Origin of the sequence: Pseudalgibacter alginicilyticus, assembly GCF_001310225.1 — a bacterium.
GTDB lineage: Bacteria > Bacteroidota > Bacteroidia > Flavobacteriales > Flavobacteriaceae > Pseudalgibacter > Pseudalgibacter alginicilyticus.
On record NZ_CP012898.1, the window covers coordinates 2,702,259 to 2,719,622 of the forward strand.

Below are 17,364 nucleotides of genomic sequence, written 5' to 3' on the forward strand. Positions count from 1 at the left end.
TGAGTGTTTCTAAATCTGTGAACAACTAAACCATAAACTCTTAAACTCTTAAAGATATGTTTAAAAAAATATTGATTGCCAACAGAGGAGAAATAGCACTACGTGTTATTAGAACCTGTAAAGAAATGGGTATTAAAACGGTGGCTGTATATTCTACTGCAGATGCAGAAAGTCTTCACGTTAAGTTTGCAGATGAAGCAGTTTGTATCGGTCCAGCATCCAGCGCACTTTCTTACTTAAAAATGTCCAATATTATATCAGCTGCAGAAATAACGAATGCAGATGCTATTCACCCTGGATATGGATTTTTATCTGAAAATGCTAAATTTTCAAAAATATGTGAAGAACATGGCATAAAATTTATTGGAGCTTCTGCAGAGATGATTGACAGAATGGGTGATAAGGCAAATGCTAAAGAAACCATGAAAGCTGCAGGTGTACCATGTGTGCCAGGAAGTGATGGTGTTATTCAAACCTTTGAAGATTGCGAAAGAATAGCTAAAGAAACAGGTTATCCTGTTATGCTAAAAGCATCTGCTGGTGGTGGAGGTAAAGGAATGCGAGGTGTTTTTAAGCCTGAAAATCTTAAAGAAGCTTGGGATTCGGCAAGACAAGAAAGTAAAGCTGCTTTTGGAAATGACGATATGTACATGGAAAAACTCATTGAAGAACCAAGGCATATAGAAATTCAAATAGTAGGTGATTCTACTGGGAAAGCTTGTCATTTATCTGAAAGAGATTGTTCGATTCAGCGCCGTCATCAAAAATTAACAGAAGAAACCCCTTCACCGTTTATGACGGATAAATTAAGGGATAAAATGGGTAAAGCAGCTGTTAAAGCTTCTGAATACATAAAATACGAAGGTGCAGGTACTATTGAGTTTTTAGTAGATAAGCACCGAAATTTCTATTTTATGGAAATGAATACACGTATTCAAGTTGAACACCCTATTACTGAACAGGTCATTGATTTTGATTTGATTCGTGAACAAATATTAGTAGCTGCAGGTGTGCCAATTTCAGGAAAAAATTACACTCCTAAATTACATTCTATTGAATGTAGAATAAATGCTGAAGATCCTTTTAATGGCTTTAGGCCATCACCAGGAGTTATTACTACATTGCACGCGCCTGGAGGCCATGGTGTACGTTTGGATACACATGTGTATGCTGGGTATACTATTCCGCCAAATTATGACTCTATGATTGCTAAGTTAATTACTACAGCGCAAACAAGAGAAGAGGCTATTAGCAAAATGAAGCGTGCTTTAGATGAGTTTGTTATTGAAGGTGTTAAAACCACTATTCCTTTTCATAGACAATTAATGGACCATCCAGATTATGTGGCGGGTAATTATACGACGAAGTTTATGGAAGACTTTGTTATAGAAAAACAAGTTGAAGAATAAATATTAAAAACTCCAAAAGCAATTTTGGAGTTTTTTTGTAAAGAACTTTTTCTTTATTGATATTATCCATACTTATTTGGGTGTTGCTTTTTCTTCATTTATCTTTAATCTCATATATAATTAAATTCTTTTGAAGCTAATAAAACGCTTTTTCAAACTCATTTTTAAAGGGGTGCTTTGGTTATTTATTGTGTCCATAGCAATTACTTTTATATATAAATGGCTGCCAGTTCCACTAACTCCACTTATGATTATAAGGAGTATTGAACAATATCAAGCCCAAAAAGACATTGTTTGGAAACACCATTGGGTCTCTATTGATAAAATTTCGAAAAATCTACAATTGGCTGTCATATGTAGTGAAGATCAAAATTTTTTAAATCACAACGGATTTGATTTAAAAGCGATTGAAAAAGCCATTGAATTTAATAAACAAGGAAAACAGATTCGTGGGGCGAGTACTATAAGCCAACAAACAGCTAAAAATATTTTTTTATGGCCTCAACGTAGTTGGTTGCGTAAAGGCTTAGAAGTTTATTTCACCTTTTTAATAGAGCTCATGTGGTCTAAAGAGCGAATTATAGAAGTGTATTTAAACAGTATTGAAATGGGGAATGGTATTTACGGTGCGGGAGCAGCATCGCAATATTGGTTTAAAAAATCGGCTAATAAATTAACACAAATGGAATCAGCAGCTATAGCAGCTATTCTACCAAACCCAAGAGTTTATAAAGCAAATCCGGCCTCTAATTATATTCATGGCAGAAAGCATTGGATAGTTCGTCAAATGGGATATTTTGGACCGTTAGATTATATTAAACAAAATGATAAATCCAATAAAAATTAAACAAGACTTGTATTTGCAATGCGAAGTATTTATTGAAAATAGATTACAGACCATTCAAAAAACGATTTATGAAATTCAGGAATCGTTAACATCAGAAACTAAAAGTAGTGCGGGCGATAAGCATGAAACTGGACGCGCTATGCTGCAATTAGAACGTGAAAAAGCAGGTTGCCAGCTTGCTGAAATTCAGAAAATAAAAGAAAATTTTTATAAAATAGATATTTCTAAAACATCTAAAATCATTGGATTAGGCAGTCTTGTTTATACTACCAGTGCTAATTATTTTATTGGAATTAGTGCGGGTCAACTAACGGTAGATTCTACTAAAGTGTATGCTATTTCTAATAATACGCCTATTGGACAATTGTTAATGGGTAAGATCACAGGCGATGAAATTATTTTTCGAGAACAGAAATTTGTTATTAAAAAAGTGCTTTAAATAATAGTTTTTAAAGTTTAAAATAAAAGTTGAAGATTATTAATATCAGAGGTTAACTGTTAATTATTATATAAAATTATATTATGAATTTAAACTTTCAGGAGCGATGGTAGTCTTAAACTTTTTAAATGGTTACAATGATTTACTCTAAGAAAAGAAAAACGATTTTATTAATTTTAATAATTTCTCTTAACATCCTATTTTATTCCTGCATAAATAAAAAAAATGATTCAGGGGTTAGTCAGAGTCGATTAGATGATAATAATAAAATACCAATTTACAATTTTGAATCATTAGAAAGGTTGTTATACACTCAAAATAAGAATATTCACATTATAAATTTTTGGGCTATGTGGTGTGCTCCTTGTGTAAAGGAACTTCCTATAATTCAGGAATATGAAAAAAACAATCCTAATGTAGAAGTTATATTAGTTAGTCTCGATTTTCCTGAAGATATTGAAACTAAACTTATGCCATTTTTAAATGATAAAGGAATAACGTCTAAAGTGGTATTATTAGATGATCCTGATGCTAATAGTTGGATTGATAAAGTGAATCCGAATTGGTCTGGTGCAATTCCATACACTATAATATTTAATAATGAAAAACGTTCGTTTCATGAGCGGGCCTTTAGTAGTCTAATAGATTTAGAAACAGAAATAAATTCAACTTTTAATAATTAATTATAATATGAAAAGTATCAGTATACTAATTAGTAGTTTTGTTTTAATAGCTGGCATATTAACATCTTGTAAAAATAATTCTGAAAAGAAAGAAAGAAAAGATTTACTTGAACAATATCAAGGTAGACCAGAGCGGCCAGAACGGCCTGATGGTAGACCCCCAATGAAAGGCGATAGAAAAGGTCCTCCACTGGGAGGAAATCATAGCCCAGTGCAATCAAAAACTTTAGAAGAAATTGGAGGCTATAAAATTGGCGATGTAGCTACAGACTTTGAACTTAAAAATATTGATGGTAATCTTTTTTCCTTATCAGATTTTACTGAAGCAAAAGGTTATATTGTAGTTTTTACATGTAATGGATGTCCTTTTTCTAAAATGTATGAAGATCGTTTAATAGCACTTCATAACAAATATGCTCCCAAAGGTTATCCTGTAATTGCCATCAATCCTAATATTAGTCAAGATAACCCCATAGAAAGTTTTGAGGCCATGCAAACGCGTGCTGAAGATAAATTTTTCCCTTTTGTTTACTTAGCAGATGAAGGCCAAAAAATATCCCCACAATATGGGGCTGTTAGAACGCCTCATGTGTTTTTATTGGATAACCAACGTAAAGTACAATATATAGGAACCATTGATGATAATGCTAGATCTTCCGAATCTGTTAAGACAAAATATGTTGAAAATGCAATTGATGCATTAGAAAACGATTTAAAGCCAGAGCCTAACTTTACAAAAGCAATAGGGTGTCCCATAAAAATTAATTAGAAAATTAACACTTAATTTTTTATAATAATTACAGATAAATAATAATTTGAGGTTAAAACTTTAACGTCTGTTATAATTTATCAAGTTCCCTATATTCTAACAGAAAACATAATTTATACCTCAAATAGCTAATCTAAGTTAGTTAAAAAAATGAATGATCAAAGGAATGAGTAAAAGAAAAAAAGCATTAATTGGTTTATTCTTATTTGTAATATTAACAATGATTTTTTTGCCAACTATTATTAAAACTTATGCTATTAATAATAGTAAATAACTCATTGGAAGACAGATTGATATAAAAAAAATTAAATACAATTATTTTACTAATACCGTTAAGGTTTATGATTTCAAAATATTTGAAGAAAATGGCAAAGATGAGTTTGCAACTTTTGATACACTTATATTAAATGTAGAGCTTTATCCCTTATTATTTAACGAAAAAGTTATAGAACAGTTTTATATAAAAGGTTTAATGGTTAATACAACGCTTAAAGATTCTATCTTTAATTTTGATGATCTTGTTGCGTTTCATACCGAAGAAACTGATTCTATTAATAAAACTGAATCAGAGAGTTTTAAGTATGATATTTCAAATATTGAACTCAAAGACGCTAATTTTTATTTTAATAACAGAAATGTAAATCATGTTACTCACATAGATGATTTTTCAATTTTTATGGAAAATATAAGTTGGGATAAAGAAGAAAAAAGTAATGCTGATATTAAATTCAACTTTCAAAATGGAGGTTATTTAGAAACGTCATTAAATATTAATCCAGTTGATGGTGATTACGATGCTAGTGTTAATATTAAAGATTTAATTCTGGCTCCTTTTTATGAATACATTGCTGAGTACGCACACATAAATAGTATTGATGGTTATTTAAATACTGAGATTAAAATAGAAGGCAATATAAACAAACCTATTGATGCTGTAGTTTCAGGGAGGTTGGATGTCAATAATTTGATTGTTACTGATAAAAAGGATAATGAAGTTATAAAGTCAAAACGTTTAGATCTTAATTTGAAAAGAATAGATTATGCTAATACTTCCTATGAAATAGACTCCTTAACGCTATTTCAACCCTATGTTTATTTTGAAATGGATACTATAAGTAATAACCTATTTAAAATATTTAAGTGGGATTCTAATACGGAAGATGCTGCAGTTAACACATCTAATGAAAACTTACAACAAACAGATACAACAGCTAACAACTTTTATTATGCTTTAAATAGTTTTCAGGTTAATGACGGTATAATGGATTATAGTGATAATTTAACAGGAAAGCGATTTGATTATCATTTAAGTAATATAAAAATAAATTCTGATGGCATAGATAGCAAAAAGGATTGGGTAAATATATACTCTGATATGCTCTTGAATAAAAGAGGTAAGCTTATTGCTAAGTTGGGATATAACCCTTTAGATATGAGTAATTTAAATTTAAATTTAGCGGTTGAGGATTTTTCATTGTCAGATGTCAATATATATTCTCAGCATTATATGGGACATAGTATTCTTTTAGGAGATTTTTACTATTATTCTAACTCAAAAATATCAAATGCAAATATTGTTAGTGAAAATAGTTTATTGGTTAAAAATGTAAAAGTGAAAAAAGAGAACAATGGTCTTTATAACTTGCCATTAAGATTTGCTTTATTCATTTTAAAAGATAGAAAAGGAGATATAAATTTAGAGGTGCCAGTTCTTGGAGATTTAAATAATCCAGAAATTAATATATGGAAAATGGTTTGGACAACTCTTAAAAATAGAATAACAGGAGCGGCAGCAAGTCCTATTAAATCACTCGCTACATTAGTGGATGTAAATCCAAAAGATTATGAAGAGTTAGTATTCCAATACACTGATACCATACCAAATGAAAATCAACTTTTAAAGTTGAACAAACTTTTAGAAATGGAAACTCTTAAAGAAGGTTTAAAAATAGAATTGAAATATTTTGTAGACCCGGATTTACAACGTGATGCTGTTGTACTTTTAGAATTAGGGAAACAATATTATCAAGAGAATAATAAAGATTATTTGGATGATAAAAAAGGATTTGAGAATTACATTTACACAAAAGCAAATAGTAGTTCTTTAAATCTTTTAGACGCAGCTTATATGTTAATTAATCCACAGACAATAGACTCCCTTACTAATATTTATAACAATACTTTAATTGAGAATACAATTAATTATTTAAAAACATCTAACCCGTCAACTCGTATAGATGTTACAAAATTTGATAAAAATGAACCCGAAAATTTGGGTTCTTTGTCTAAATTCAAAATTAAATTTGATTTATTAGATGTGCAGACTATTCAACAAGATGGTATAAAAACTAATGATTAAAAAGTAGATTAGTTATCCTTGTCTTATAATTGAGATATAAACAGTTGTGTCTATTTTTAATGCTTTATGATGTTCAAGAAACACTTTGTTGCCATTCAAATCTACCTCAATCAAATAATAATACCCTTTGTAATACACTTGTTTTACTGTGGTTTTCAAGTCTGATGTCTCTACTATTTTTAGCTGATTAGCATAAATTAATTTACCGTTAATGTCATTAAACTCACCAAAAAAAGAAGCGATTAATTTGTCTTTTGGATGTTTGTATAAATACTGAGGCGTGTTGTTTGCAAGTATTTTTGCATTGTGTAAAACAATCATTTGGTCTGAAAACGATAAAACATCGTCTTTATCATGCGTAGCAACAATGCAAGTAATGTTTTTTTCTTTTAAATATTTAAAAAGGTTTCGGCGTAAGGATTGTTTTTTAAAATTATCAATATGGCTAAAGGGTTCGTCCAATAAAATGATTTCTGGCTGTTTGGCTATAGCACGTGCTAAGGCCACACGTTGTTTTTGTCCACCACTTAATTCTTTAACTTTGATATTTGCATAAGCTTCTAATTCTACCACTTTTAAAAGCTCCAGGGTGCGTTCTTGCTTTTCTTTGGGGTAAAAATTAGAAAGGAATGCTCCGATGTTTTCTGAAACCGAAGTAAAAGGCATTAAATCAAATTCTTGGGAAACATATTTCATGAAATCAGGACCAATAATGAGGTTAAATTTTGGACCTAATATTTGGGAGTCTTTCCAAAAAATTTCACCTTCATTTAAGTCATAGGTGCCGTAGAGCAATTTTAAAAGGGTACTTTTTCCCGAGCCGCTTTCCCCGATTATAGAAACATGTTCGCCTTGATTTACATGAAAGCTAATAGCTTCTAAAATGTTCTTTTTTTTATAGCGAAAGGATATGTTTTTTACTTGGAGCATACATGACAAGGTAGTTTTTATTTTTGAATAGGTAAAGTGTTAACGCCCATATTAAACAGTGTAAACCCAAAAATATCTGCATATTGGTCTATGATTTTGTTTACAGGCGTTCCCGCACCATGACCAGCATCAGTTTCAATTCGTATTAATGTTGGGTTGCTGCCTGTTTGTTTGCTTTGTAATTCTGCTGCAAATTTAAAACTATGTGCAGGCACTACCCGATCATCGTGGTCGCCTGTGGTAATTAAAGTGGCTGGGTATTCTATGCCTTTTTTCACATTATGAACAGGGGAATAGTTTTTTAAATATTCAAACATTTCTTTAGAATCTTCAGCAGTTCCATAATCGTATGCCCAGCCTGCTCCAGCGGTAAAGGTGTGGTAACGTAACATATCTAAAACACCAACGGCGGGTAATGCTACTTTAGCCAATTCGGGACGCTGAGTCATAACAGCTCCAACTAATAAACCGCCATTGGAACCACCTCTAATAGCCAAATAATCAGATGTCGTGTATTTGTTTTCAATCAGAAATTCCGCTGCAGCGATAAAATCGTCAAAAACGTTTTGTTTTTTTAGTTTCGTTCCTGCATCGTGCCATGCGCGACCATATTCGCCACCGCCTCGTAAATTCGGAACTGCTAAAATACCGCCTTGTTCCATCCAAACGGCATTTGTAATGCTAAAAGTAGGTGTTAAACTGATATTGAACCCACCATAGCCATAAAGGATGGTTGGGTTTTTACTATTTAGTTCCAATCCTTTTTTATGGGTAATCATCATAGGGATTTTGGTGCCATCTTTTGAGTTATAAAACACTTGATGACTTTCATATTCGTTGGAATTAAACGCAATTTTAGGTTGCCAATACAAGCTCGTTTCCCCTGTTTTTGGCAGGAATTTATAAATGCTGGTTGGGGTATTGTAATTGGTAAATGAATAATATAAGGTTGTGTCTTTTGCTTTTCCGCTAAAACCTCCTACTGAGCCTAAGCCAGGTAGTTCAATGTCTTCAACTAAATTGCCCTGATAATCAAATTGTTTTACCTTTGAAATGGCATCAACCATATAATTTGCAAAGAAAAATCCACCTCCCGTTGATGGTGATAAAACATACTTGGTTTCAGGTATAAAATCCACCCAATTTTCAACCGTAGGATTTGAAGCATCAACAGTAACAATCTTTCTGTTTGGGGCATTTAAATTTGTAACAATATATAGTTTGGTTTCTACATTTTCAATAATCTGGGTATCGCTATCCGTATGATCCAAAATAGAAATAAAATGACTTTTAGGAACAGATAGGTCTTTAATTAAAAGTTTGTTTCCAGAAGTAGAATTACGGGGTGAAATGATTAAAAAGCGATTATCTTCGGTTACTTGTGCATAAATATAACGGTGCTTTTCTTCGGGAGTTCCGCCAAATATTAAAGTGTCTTCTTTTTGAGGTGTACCCAGTTTATGGTAATATACTTTGTGCTGATCCGTTTTGGAAGAAAGCTCGCTGCCTTTGGGTTTATCGTAACTTGAATAATAAAAGCCTTCATTTTTATACCAAGAAATGGTTCCGAATTTTACATCGTTTATGGTGTCTTCAAGAACCGTTTTAGTTTCGGTACTCATAACAATAATCTTTCGCCAATCGCTACCACCTTCTGAAATAGAATATGCTAAAATACTGCCGTCTTTTGAAAAGCTTAAAGCACCTAATGAAACTGTACCATCTTTTGAAAAGTTATTGGGGTCTAGGAAAACTTCAGCATTTTCATGCTCCTTTTTTCTGTAAATAACATCCTGATTTTGTAAGCCATCGTTTTTAGAAAAATATGTGTAATTGCCTTCGGTAAAAGGTGCGCTAACTTTTTCGTAGTTCCATAAATTTTTTAGACGCTCTTTTAGTGCTTCTCTGTAAGGAATTTTATTTAAATACGTATTGGTGGTTTCGTTTTGGGCTTTTACCCAATCTTCAGTTTCAGTACTTCTATCATTTTCAAGCCACCGGTAAGGGTCTTTTACTTCTACATCAAAATAGGTGTCAGTAACGTTAACGGTTTTGGTTTTGGGGTAGTTCACTATAATATCTTTTTTGCATGATACAAAAATCAATAGTATAAAAAAACTATTTGTTAATTTTATCATGAGGAATAAATTTTAGTCAAAAATAATCAAAACAGACGTAATTTACGTGAGAGTTATTATATATTGAAACAATTTAAAATTCAGAACAATGAACAGAATAGTGGTGTTTTCACTTTTAAGTTTGATGTGCTTAAGTCTATTTTCTCAAGCAGAGATAACGGAAAAGGAACTAAAGAACCATATTTTATTTTTAACCTCAGAAAAAAACGCGGGACGTTACCCGGGAGGCAAAGAAAATAAAAGGGTTGTTAGGTACTTAAAAAAAGAATTTAAAAAACTTAAAATTCAATCTTTTGAAACGGGATATAAGCAACATTTTGAAGCTACTTTACGAGTAGAAAAAAACATTGAAGAAAAACCAATGGTTAAAACATGTAACGTTGTTGGTTTTATTGAAGGAAACGATGCTTTTTTAAAAAATGAATATATTGTTTTAGGGGCACATTATGATCATTTAGGTTTTGGTGGACCGTCTTCAAAATCAGACAAAAAAAATGCCATTCATTATGGTGCTGATGACAACGCCAGTGGAACAGCTGCATTGTTGGAAATTGCAGAGAAAATAGCCTCAGAAAAACAAGCGTTAAAACGAAGTGTTATTTTTATTGCCTTTGGTGCCGAAGAACAGGGTTTATTAGGAAGTCAGTTTTTTGTTGAAAATCCTTTGGTGCCATTAGCTCAAATTAAATTAATGATTAATATGGATATGGTTGGGCGGTTGAATGCTAAAAACCATGTTTATATGGGAGGTGCTGGTACATTTCCGAATGGTATGGAACTGATGAAAGTACTGGCAGAACCTTTGGGGATTAACCCTATTGTTCACGCGGGTTCTGTTGGTGGGTCAGACCATGTGTCTTTTTATAAAAAAGGGATTTCTGTTTTAGGAATGCATACAGGTGGACATCCACAATATCATACACCTGAGGACACGATTGATTTATTAAACATTGAAGGAGAAACTCTGGTTTGCGAATATATTTTTAGAACCATAATGGAAATAGCTTCAACCGACTATAAAATGAAGTTTATAAACCAAGATTAACTTCATAAAAAAGCCTCTGTATGAAACAGAGGCTTTTTCAATTTTATTAAAAGAATTAGCTTAAACTAAATTATTTGCAATCAAATATTCAGCAATTTGAATGGTATTAGTTGCAGCACCTTTACGTAAATTATCAGCCACAATCCACATGTTTAAAGTATTTGCCTGCGTTTCATCTCTACGGATACGGCCTACAAAAACCTCATCTTTATCATGCGCATAAATTGGCATTGGATACGTGTTAGTGTCTGTGTTATCTTGCACAATAACTCCAGGCGTTTCACTTAATAGTTTACGAACTTCAGCTAATTCAAAATCATTTTCAAATTGAACGTTAACAGACTCAGAGTGTCCACCAGCGGTAGGGATTCTTACTGCTGTAGCTGTAACAGAAAATGACTTGTCATTGAATATTTTTTGTGGCTCTCTAGCCAATTTCATTTCTTCTTTAGTATATCCATTTTCTAAAAACACATCGCAATGAGGTAAGGCATTTCTACCAATTGGATAAGGATAAGCCATTTCGCCTTTAATACCTGCAATTTCATTTTCTAATTGCTTAACGGCTTTTACACCAGTACCAGAAACAGATTGGTATGTGGAAACGACCACTCGCTTCATTTTATATTTTTTATGGAGTTGTGATAATGCTAAAACCATTTGTATGGTAGAGCAATTAGGGTTTGCAATAATTTTATCGTCTTTAGTTAATTCGCTGGCATTGATTTCAGGAACTACTAATTTTTTAGTAGGGTCCATTCTCCAAGCCGAAGAATTGTCAACCACTGTTGTACCAACTTCAGCAAATTTAGGAGCCCATTCTAAAGAGGTGTCTCCTCCAGCAGAGAAAATAGCTATTTGAGGTTTTGCAGCTACAGCATCCGCTAGACCAATAACGGTATATTCTTTATTTTTATAAGTCAATTTTTTCCCTACGGAACGCTCAGAGGCTACTAATAACAATTCAGTTATTGGAAAATTTCGTTCTTCAAGAACTTTTAGCATCACTTCGCCAACCATTCCAGTGGCACCAACTACAGCTACTTTCATATCTTATATAAATTAAAAATTTTGAGCAAAATTAGGCATTTATAACAGTTTTAAACAAACAAAAAGCCCTCAATTTTTTGAAACAGAGGGCTTTTTAACAACAAATAACACTGTGTTATTTATTTAACAATTTGTTATTTTTTTAATAAATCTCTTATTTGAATAAGTAGTTCTTCTTGAGAAGGACCTTTTGGAGCTTCGGGTGCTGGCTCTTCTTTCTTCTTCAATTTATTAACACCTTTTACAATCATGAACATGACGAAGGCTACAATAATAAAATCGATAACATTGGTTAGGAAAGCACCCCATAGTACTGATACTTCACCTTCTACCACACCTTCTGCATTGGCAACACCTTCCTGAATGACATATTTCAAATCTTTGAAATCTGCTTTGAAAATCAATCCAATTAGCGGTGAAACAATACCTCCTGTAAATGCAGTAACAACTTCTTTAAAAGCAGCACCCATTACAAAACCTACTGCAATGTCAATTAGGTTGCCCTTCATTGCAAATTCTTTAAATTCTTTAAGCATAATAACTTGGTTTATTGGTTAAAATAAATTAGACACGAATATAAGTAAAAAAGTCACATTTTATTTAACACCCAGTAAAAATACGCTTTACACGTTGTGAAATACCAGTTATAATTTCATAAGAAATAGTATTGGCAGTTTCAGCAAGTGTTTCAGCTGAAGCGTTAGGACCAAAAATAATGACCTCATCTCCTTCATTACAATCAATATCAGTAACGTTTACCATAACCATATCCATGCATACATTTCCAATAATATAAGCTCGTTCGCCGTTTATAATAACAAAGCCTTTACCTTTGCCATATTCTCTACCAATACCATCGGCATGACCAATAGGTAGGGTGGCTGTTTTTATGGTGCTGTTTGATTTATATGCACGATTATAACCAACGGATTCACCTTTGTTAATGGTATGTATTTGTGAAATAACTGTTTTTAAAGTACCAATTGGTATAAAATGTTTATTTTCTTCTTCTGAATTTCCAAAACCATAAAGTCCAATACCGCTTCGTACCATATCAAAATGAGCTTCCGGATAATTTAAAATTCCGGATGTATTACACATGTGAAGCATTGGTCTATATCCAATTTTTTTAATGAAGTTTTTGGTTAAACTTTTAAAGGTTTCAATTTGGTTTAGGGAGAAGTTTTTTTCATTTAAATCTTCACTAGCTGCCAAATGTGAAAGAATAGATTTAACTGTTATTTTTTTGGTTTCATTAAGTTTATTTATAATAAAATTAATATCATCTTGCCAAAATCCTAAACGGTTTAAACCCGTGTTAAACTTGATATGGACAGGGTAGTTTTCTTGATATTCTGTAGTTAATGCTTTAATAAATTCTGTTAGAATTTTTTTATTGTACAAGCAAGGTTCCAAATTATTTTCAATCAATGTTTTGAAACTTACAGCTTGTGGATGCAATACCAAAATGGGTTTTGTTATGCCTGCTTTGCGTAAAGTAACACCTTCGTTTACATAGGCTACCGCAAAATAATCGGCATTTAAATTTTGTAAATAATTGGCTATTTGGCAAGATTCATTGCCGTAGGCATAGGCTTTAACAACCGCCATAAATTTTGTTTTGGGGTTTAGTCTTGATTTAAGGTATTTAAAATTATGTTTAAGAGCTTTTAAATCAATTTCAAGAAGCGTTTCTTGCGCTTTAGGCATCTTTGTTTTTGGATTTAGGGGTTATTTCTTCAGCATCGTTTACCTTCATGTTTCTAACTTTGTCTCGTGTCATAGCTTTATAAAAAGCGGCTCTGCTTAAAGGTTCGTATTCATCTACCTCTCCTAAAAGCACTAAATTATCACTTTTGGCTTTTCGGTAACTGTATTGGGCTAAGTTTCCTGTTCGTGTGCAAATAGCATGTACTTTAGTTACATAATCGGCTGTTGCCATTAAGTTGGGCATTGGACCAAAAGGGTTACCTTTAAAATCCATGTCCAATCCTGCAACAATAACTCTAACACCTTTATTTGCTAAATCGTTACAAACACGCACTATTTCATCATCAAAAAATTGGGCTTCATCTATGCCAACAACATCACAGCCATCAGCTAAAATAGGGATGTTTGCTGCGGCAGGAACTGGAGTAGAGCGGATTTCGTTGGAGTCGTGCGATACAACCATATCTTCATTATAACGCACATCAATAGCTGGTTTAAAGATTTCAACTCTCTGTCTGGCAAATTGTGCGCGTTTTAATCTACGGATTAATTCTTCGGTTTTTCCCGAGAACATGGAACCGCAAATCACTTCAACCCAACCAAATTGTTCTTTATGATTTACTGTATTTTCAAGAAACATTTTGTAATTTTAACACTAAAATAAAGTCATTATTCATTTGCATAAAGGTGATATAAATTTATTAAAAAACAAAAGTCTAATGCGTATTAAATAAAAAATAATGAAGAAGAAAATTGAATCGGAATTGGTTAGCATTGCCCATCGGATTTTAAAACTAAAAGGAAAAGAAGATGTTAATAGAATGCATGCTGAAGTTTCTGAACTTTACGAAAAATTGTCGGTTTTAAAATTTGCTAATGAAAACTTTGAAGGCGAATTGCCTACAATTGGTAATGATTCTTCATTTTTTGGAATGTTAGATGAGGCTTTTAACAACAAAGTAACAGATACTGTTGAGGTTGAGGATAAAACGTATGTGGATCTCGATGACTCTGAAAATGAACCTATTATGGAGCCTGCAATTGAGAAAATAAAAGACATTGTTGCTCAAATGCCTGAGGAAACTCATGAGGTTGATGCTATGTTGGAAGCAGCTTTACCTAAACAAAAGTTCTCTAAAAATGATTTGGAGCATTTAACATCTGGATATGAAAAGTTACCCGTATTCGAACCTGTTTCTAAGTCGAAAAATATAAATTCATCCGATAAAAAATCATTAAACGAAAAACTAAATTCAGGAGGTATTAAGGTAGGCTTGAATGATAAAATAGCCTTTATTAAACATTTATTTGATGGTAAAAATGAAGATTATGATCGTGTATTATCTCAAATAAATACTACAGCTAACTTTAATGATGCCAGAGAGTTTATTCAAAATATTGTAAAACCAGACTATAATAATTGGGCAGGAAAAGAGGAGTTTGAGGAACGATTAATGCAAATAATAGAAAGTAAGTTTTAGTTAATGAGTAAACTTTACATAGTACCAACGCCCATTGGAAATTTAAAAGATATTACATTTAGAGCTCTTGAAGTTTTAAAAGAAGTAGATTTAATTCTTGCTGAAGATACCCGAACTTCAGGAAAATTATTAAAGCATTTTAACATTTTAACTCACATGCAATCACACCATATGCATAATGAGCATAAAACTGTTGAAAACCTAATTCAGAAACTTAAAAGTGGTGCAAAGGTTGCACTTATAAGTGATGCCGGAACACCAGCTATTTCTGATCCTGGGTTTTTATTAACGCGTGCTTGTATTGAAAACGGAATTGAAGTAGATTGTTTACCTGGAGCAACAGCCTTTGTACCAGCCTTGGTAAATTCTGGTTTGCCTAACGATAAATTTGTGTTTGAAGGTTTTTTACCAGTAAAAAAAGGTAGACAAACCCGTTTACTACTTTTAGCAGAAGAAAGCAGAACGATTATTTTTTATGAAAGTCCACATAAATTGCTGAAAACTTTAGGGCATTTTTGCGAATATTTTGGAAACGATAGGCAAGTATCTGTTTCAAGAGAATTAACAAAACTTTATGAAGAAACCATTCGTGGAACTGCTAAAAGCGTTTTGGAGCATTATACAAATAAACCGCCCAAGGGAGAAATTGTGATTGTGGTTGCAGGAAAAAAATAAAAATAAACTGAACTCTGTTGAAGTTTTATGTTATAAAAACTTTAGTATTTCAATTGTGTTCACACGGTATTAAATAGAATAATATGACAATAGAAAGATTTAAAAATAAATTAAAAAATACTCCAATGGATATTGAGTTTTCAGAAACCATGGCTGCTATTGAAGCGCTTTATGAATTTACTCCAACGGCTTTTAAAAATGGTATTTTAGAAAATGGTGTAGGCGAAAATTCAGGTTCATGTAAATTATTTGCTTTTGCAAAAATTCAAGGATTTTCAAAAGAAGAAACTTTAGCTTGTTTTGGTAAATTTTATTTTGATGAGGTTTTGAATGATCCTAAAGGTGGTGGACATCAAAATATTAGAAATTTTATGAATACTGGTTTTGATGGTTTGATTTTTGAAGGAGCGCCTTTAAAAGAAAAGTAGAAAGTTGAATTTTTGTATGTCTAAAATTGTTTTTTAGATGTACGTTATATTTTTATTTTAAAGCTGAGTTAAATTTAGCTTCATGTAAGTTTTAATTAAATGCAAGATTTGCTTTATAACATAAAACAATGCACCATTTGCAATGATTATTTGCCCTTAGGTCCACGACCTGTCGTATCTGCTCATCCAAATTCTAAAATTGTTATTATAGGTCAAGCGCCAGGGACTAAAGTTTATGCATCGGGTATTCCATGGGATGATGCTAGTGGAAAGCAACTTAGAAATTGGTTGAATGTTTCTCCAGAAACATTTTATAATTCAGAAAAATTTGCCATAATTCCTATGGGCTTTTGTTACCCGGGAAAAGGTAAATCAGGCGATTTACCACCACGTCAAGAATGTGCTCCACAATGGCACAAATCTTTATTTGAAAACATGAGCAATGTAGAATTGGTTCTTTTAATTGGTATGTATGCTCAAAAGTATTATTTAGGAAAAGAGTCAAAGAAAACATTAACAGATACGGTTGCTAACTTTCAAGAATATTTGCCTAAATATTTACCATTACCACATCCATCTCCAAGAAATAGATTTTGGTTGATTAAAAACCCGTGGTTTGAGGTGGAAGTATTGCCTAAATTAAGAGAGAGAACAAAACGTATTATTTCAATAACTTAACATTTAATACAAAAGTAAATCAGTATTATTGATAGGTTAAAGTTTGAAATTTTATACTGATTTTGATTAGGAATGGAATTTAGTTTGATAGAATTTCTTCTGTTTTTTTAGGTTTAAAATTCAAATTAACCATAAATCAACTAAGTTTAAAAATCCAAATAATCATAAATTAATACGTATTTTTGAAGTCATAAGAAAAGAATTTAATACATAAAAAAATGATAAACCATATAACTACCAAATGGTTAGGAGGAATGAAGTTTGAAAGTACAAACCCTTCTGGAAATAACTTATTCATTGAGGCTAGCCCTGAAAATGGTGAGCAAGCCGAAGGTTACAGGCCAAAAGCTTTAATGCTATCAGCATTAGCGGGCTGTTCGGGTTTAGATGTTGCTTCATTAATTAAAAAAATGAAGTTGGACGTTGCAGATTTTAGTATTGAAATTGATGCTAACCTTACTGACGAAGATCCAAAGTTTTACGATAAAGTAACCATGGCATTTCATTTTTTTGGAAGTGAATTAAATGAAAAAAAATTGCAGCGGGCTGTAGATTTATCGGTTGAAAAATATTGTGGCGTTATGGAAATGTTTCGTCAGTTTGCTGAACTATCTATTGAAACACATTTTCATAATAAAAATGCTTAAATTATTAAGTGCTTAAAATAGTTGAAATTGAGTTTAATTTGCTTAATTTTAGTACTTTAACATGTTTTGAATACTT

At 32.0% G+C, this 17,364-nt stretch carries 18 protein-coding genes; 12 read left to right on the forward strand and 6 right to left on the reverse strand.

What is annotated here, in order from left to right; translation table 11 throughout:
- The first annotated feature begins 56 nt into the window (after window positions 1-56).
- From accC to APS56_RS11220, 6 genes are all read left to right on the forward strand, one after another.
- Entirely contained in the window at window positions 57-1,409 is a 1,353-nt protein-coding gene (accC, locus tag APS56_RS11195; RefSeq protein ID WP_054728132.1) for an acetyl-CoA carboxylase biotin carboxylase subunit, read from the forward strand.
- Between the two features lie 139 nt (window positions 1,410-1,548).
- Window positions 1,549-2,256 (forward strand): monofunctional biosynthetic peptidoglycan transglycosylase, encoded by a 708-nt coding sequence (gene mtgA / locus APS56_RS11200; RefSeq protein ID WP_054731351.1) that lies wholly within the window; start codon window positions 1,549-1,551, stop codon window positions 2,254-2,256.
- Window positions 2,234-2,695, forward strand: coding sequence for a hypothetical protein (locus tag APS56_RS11205; RefSeq protein ID WP_054728133.1), 462 nt, complete (start codon window positions 2,234-2,236; stop codon window positions 2,693-2,695). The genes mtgA and APS56_RS11205 overlap by 23 nt, the downstream gene beginning before the upstream one ends.
- Window positions 2,696-2,832: 137 nt before the next feature.
- Entirely contained in the window at window positions 2,833-3,378 is a 546-nt protein-coding gene (locus APS56_RS11210) for a TlpA family protein disulfide reductase (protein ID WP_054731353.1), read from the forward strand.
- A 7-nt stretch (window positions 3,379-3,385) separates the two neighbouring features.
- Window positions 3,386-4,147 carry a thioredoxin family protein gene (locus APS56_RS11215; protein ID WP_054728135.1) on the forward strand — a complete coding sequence of 254 codons (762 nt, stop codon included), beginning with the start codon at window positions 3,386-3,388 and terminating at the stop codon, window positions 4,145-4,147.
- Window positions 4,148-4,436: 289 nt separating this feature from the next.
- Window positions 4,437-6,506, forward strand: a complete 2,070-nt coding sequence (locus APS56_RS11220) for a DUF748 domain-containing protein (protein WP_489884305.1) — start codon at window positions 4,437-4,439, stop codon at window positions 6,504-6,506.
- A 12-nt stretch (window positions 6,507-6,518) separates the two neighbouring features.
- Here the strand turns inward: APS56_RS11220 and APS56_RS11225 are convergent, their stop codons facing one another.
- Window positions 6,519-7,436 carry an ABC transporter ATP-binding protein gene (locus APS56_RS11225; protein ID WP_054728138.1) on the reverse strand — a complete coding sequence of 306 codons (918 nt, stop codon included), beginning with the start codon at window positions 7,434-7,436 and terminating at the stop codon, window positions 6,519-6,521.
- A gap of 17 nt (window positions 7,437-7,453) precedes the next feature.
- Window positions 7,454-9,574, reverse strand: coding sequence for a prolyl oligopeptidase family serine peptidase (locus APS56_RS11230; RefSeq protein ID WP_054728140.1), 2,121 nt, complete (start codon window positions 9,572-9,574; stop codon window positions 7,454-7,456).
- An 88-nt stretch (window positions 9,575-9,662) separates the two neighbouring features.
- Here APS56_RS11230 and APS56_RS11235 point away from each other — a divergent pair, with 88 nt between their 5' ends.
- Window positions 9,663-10,619 (forward strand): M28 family metallopeptidase, encoded by a 957-nt coding sequence (locus APS56_RS11235; RefSeq protein WP_054728142.1) that lies wholly within the window; start codon window positions 9,663-9,665, stop codon window positions 10,617-10,619.
- 60 nt (window positions 10,620-10,679) lie between these two features.
- On the opposite strand, the gene APS56_RS11240 is transcribed toward APS56_RS11235, so the two are convergent.
- The 4 genes from APS56_RS11240 to APS56_RS11255 form a co-directional block, all read right to left on the reverse strand.
- Window positions 10,680-11,669, reverse strand: a complete 990-nt coding sequence (locus tag APS56_RS11240) for an aspartate-semialdehyde dehydrogenase (RefSeq protein WP_054728144.1) — start codon at window positions 11,667-11,669, stop codon at window positions 10,680-10,682.
- A gap of 134 nt (window positions 11,670-11,803) precedes the next feature.
- On the reverse strand, window positions 11,804-12,205 hold the full coding sequence (gene mscL / locus APS56_RS11245) for a large conductance mechanosensitive channel protein MscL (protein WP_054728146.1): 402 nt from the start codon (window positions 12,203-12,205) through the stop codon (window positions 11,804-11,806).
- A 64-nt stretch (window positions 12,206-12,269) separates the two neighbouring features.
- Window positions 12,270-13,379, reverse strand: a complete 1,110-nt coding sequence (alr, locus tag APS56_RS11250) for an alanine racemase (RefSeq protein ID WP_054728148.1) — start codon at window positions 13,377-13,379, stop codon at window positions 12,270-12,272.
- Entirely contained in the window at window positions 13,372-14,019 is a 648-nt protein-coding gene (locus APS56_RS11255; RefSeq protein ID WP_054728150.1) for a thymidine kinase, read from the reverse strand. Before APS56_RS11255 ends, alr begins: the two co-directional genes overlap by 8 nt.
- Before the next feature lie 100 nt (window positions 14,020-14,119).
- Between APS56_RS11255 and APS56_RS11260 the strand changes: the two genes are divergently transcribed.
- From APS56_RS11260 to APS56_RS11280, 5 genes are all read left to right on the forward strand, one after another.
- Window positions 14,120-14,860, forward strand: coding sequence for a DUF8457 domain-containing protein (locus APS56_RS11260; RefSeq protein ID WP_054728152.1), 741 nt, complete (start codon window positions 14,120-14,122; stop codon window positions 14,858-14,860).
- A gap of 3 nt (window positions 14,861-14,863) precedes the next feature.
- Window positions 14,864-15,535, forward strand: coding sequence for a 16S rRNA (cytidine(1402)-2'-O)-methyltransferase (gene rsmI, locus APS56_RS11265; protein ID WP_054728154.1), 672 nt, complete (start codon window positions 14,864-14,866; stop codon window positions 15,533-15,535).
- 83 nt (window positions 15,536-15,618) lie between these two features.
- A complete protein-coding gene (locus APS56_RS11270) occupies window positions 15,619-15,963 on the forward strand; it encodes a HopJ type III effector protein (protein WP_054728156.1) in 345 nt (114 codons plus the stop codon).
- A 99-nt stretch (window positions 15,964-16,062) separates the two neighbouring features.
- Window positions 16,063-16,641 (forward strand): uracil-DNA glycosylase family protein, encoded by a 579-nt coding sequence (locus tag APS56_RS11275; protein WP_054728158.1) that lies wholly within the window; start codon window positions 16,063-16,065, stop codon window positions 16,639-16,641.
- 218 nt (window positions 16,642-16,859) lie between these two features.
- Entirely contained in the window at window positions 16,860-17,288 is a 429-nt protein-coding gene (locus APS56_RS11280; protein WP_054728160.1) for an OsmC family protein, read from the forward strand.
- Window positions 17,289-17,364 lie beyond the last annotated feature (76 nt).

Bases quoted from the DNA above. Each gene is read 5' to 3' on its own strand.
- accC (WP_054728132.1), top strand. From the start codon at position 57: ATGTTTAAAAAAATATTGATTGCCAACAGAGGAGAAATAGCACTACGT.
- APS56_RS11205 (WP_054728133.1), top strand. From the start codon at position 2,234: ATGATAAATCCAATAAAAATTAAACAAGACTTGTATTTGCAATGCGAA.
- APS56_RS11210 (WP_054731353.1), top strand. From the start codon at position 2,833: ATGATTTACTCTAAGAAAAGAAAAACGATTTTATTAATTTTAATAATT.
- APS56_RS11215 (WP_054728135.1), top strand. From the start codon at position 3,386: ATGAAAAGTATCAGTATACTAATTAGTAGTTTTGTTTTAATAGCTGGC.
- APS56_RS11225 (WP_054728138.1), bottom strand. From the start codon at position 7,436: ATGCTCCAAGTAAAAAACATATCCTTTCGCTATAAAAAAAAGAACATT.
- APS56_RS11230 (WP_054728140.1), bottom strand. From the start codon at position 9,574: ATGATAAAATTAACAAATAGTTTTTTTATACTATTGATTTTTGTATCA.
- APS56_RS11235 (WP_054728142.1), top strand. From the start codon at position 9,663: ATGAACAGAATAGTGGTGTTTTCACTTTTAAGTTTGATGTGCTTAAGT.
- APS56_RS11240 (WP_054728144.1), bottom strand. From the start codon at position 11,669: ATGAAAGTAGCTGTAGTTGGTGCCACTGGAATGGTTGGCGAAGTGATG.
- mscL (WP_054728146.1), bottom strand. From the start codon at position 12,205: ATGCTTAAAGAATTTAAAGAATTTGCAATGAAGGGCAACCTAATTGAC.
- alr (WP_054728148.1), bottom strand. From the start codon at position 13,379: ATGCCTAAAGCGCAAGAAACGCTTCTTGAAATTGATTTAAAAGCTCTT.
- APS56_RS11255 (WP_054728150.1), bottom strand. From the start codon at position 14,019: ATGTTTCTTGAAAATACAGTAAATCATAAAGAACAATTTGGTTGGGTT.
- APS56_RS11260 (WP_054728152.1), top strand. From the start codon at position 14,120: ATGAAGAAGAAAATTGAATCGGAATTGGTTAGCATTGCCCATCGGATT.
- rsmI (WP_054728154.1), top strand. From the start codon at position 14,864: ATGAGTAAACTTTACATAGTACCAACGCCCATTGGAAATTTAAAAGAT.
- APS56_RS11270 (WP_054728156.1), top strand. From the start codon at position 15,619: ATGACAATAGAAAGATTTAAAAATAAATTAAAAAATACTCCAATGGAT.
- APS56_RS11275 (WP_054728158.1), top strand. From the start codon at position 16,063: ATGCAAGATTTGCTTTATAACATAAAACAATGCACCATTTGCAATGAT.
- APS56_RS11280 (WP_054728160.1), top strand. From the start codon at position 16,860: ATGATAAACCATATAACTACCAAATGGTTAGGAGGAATGAAGTTTGAA.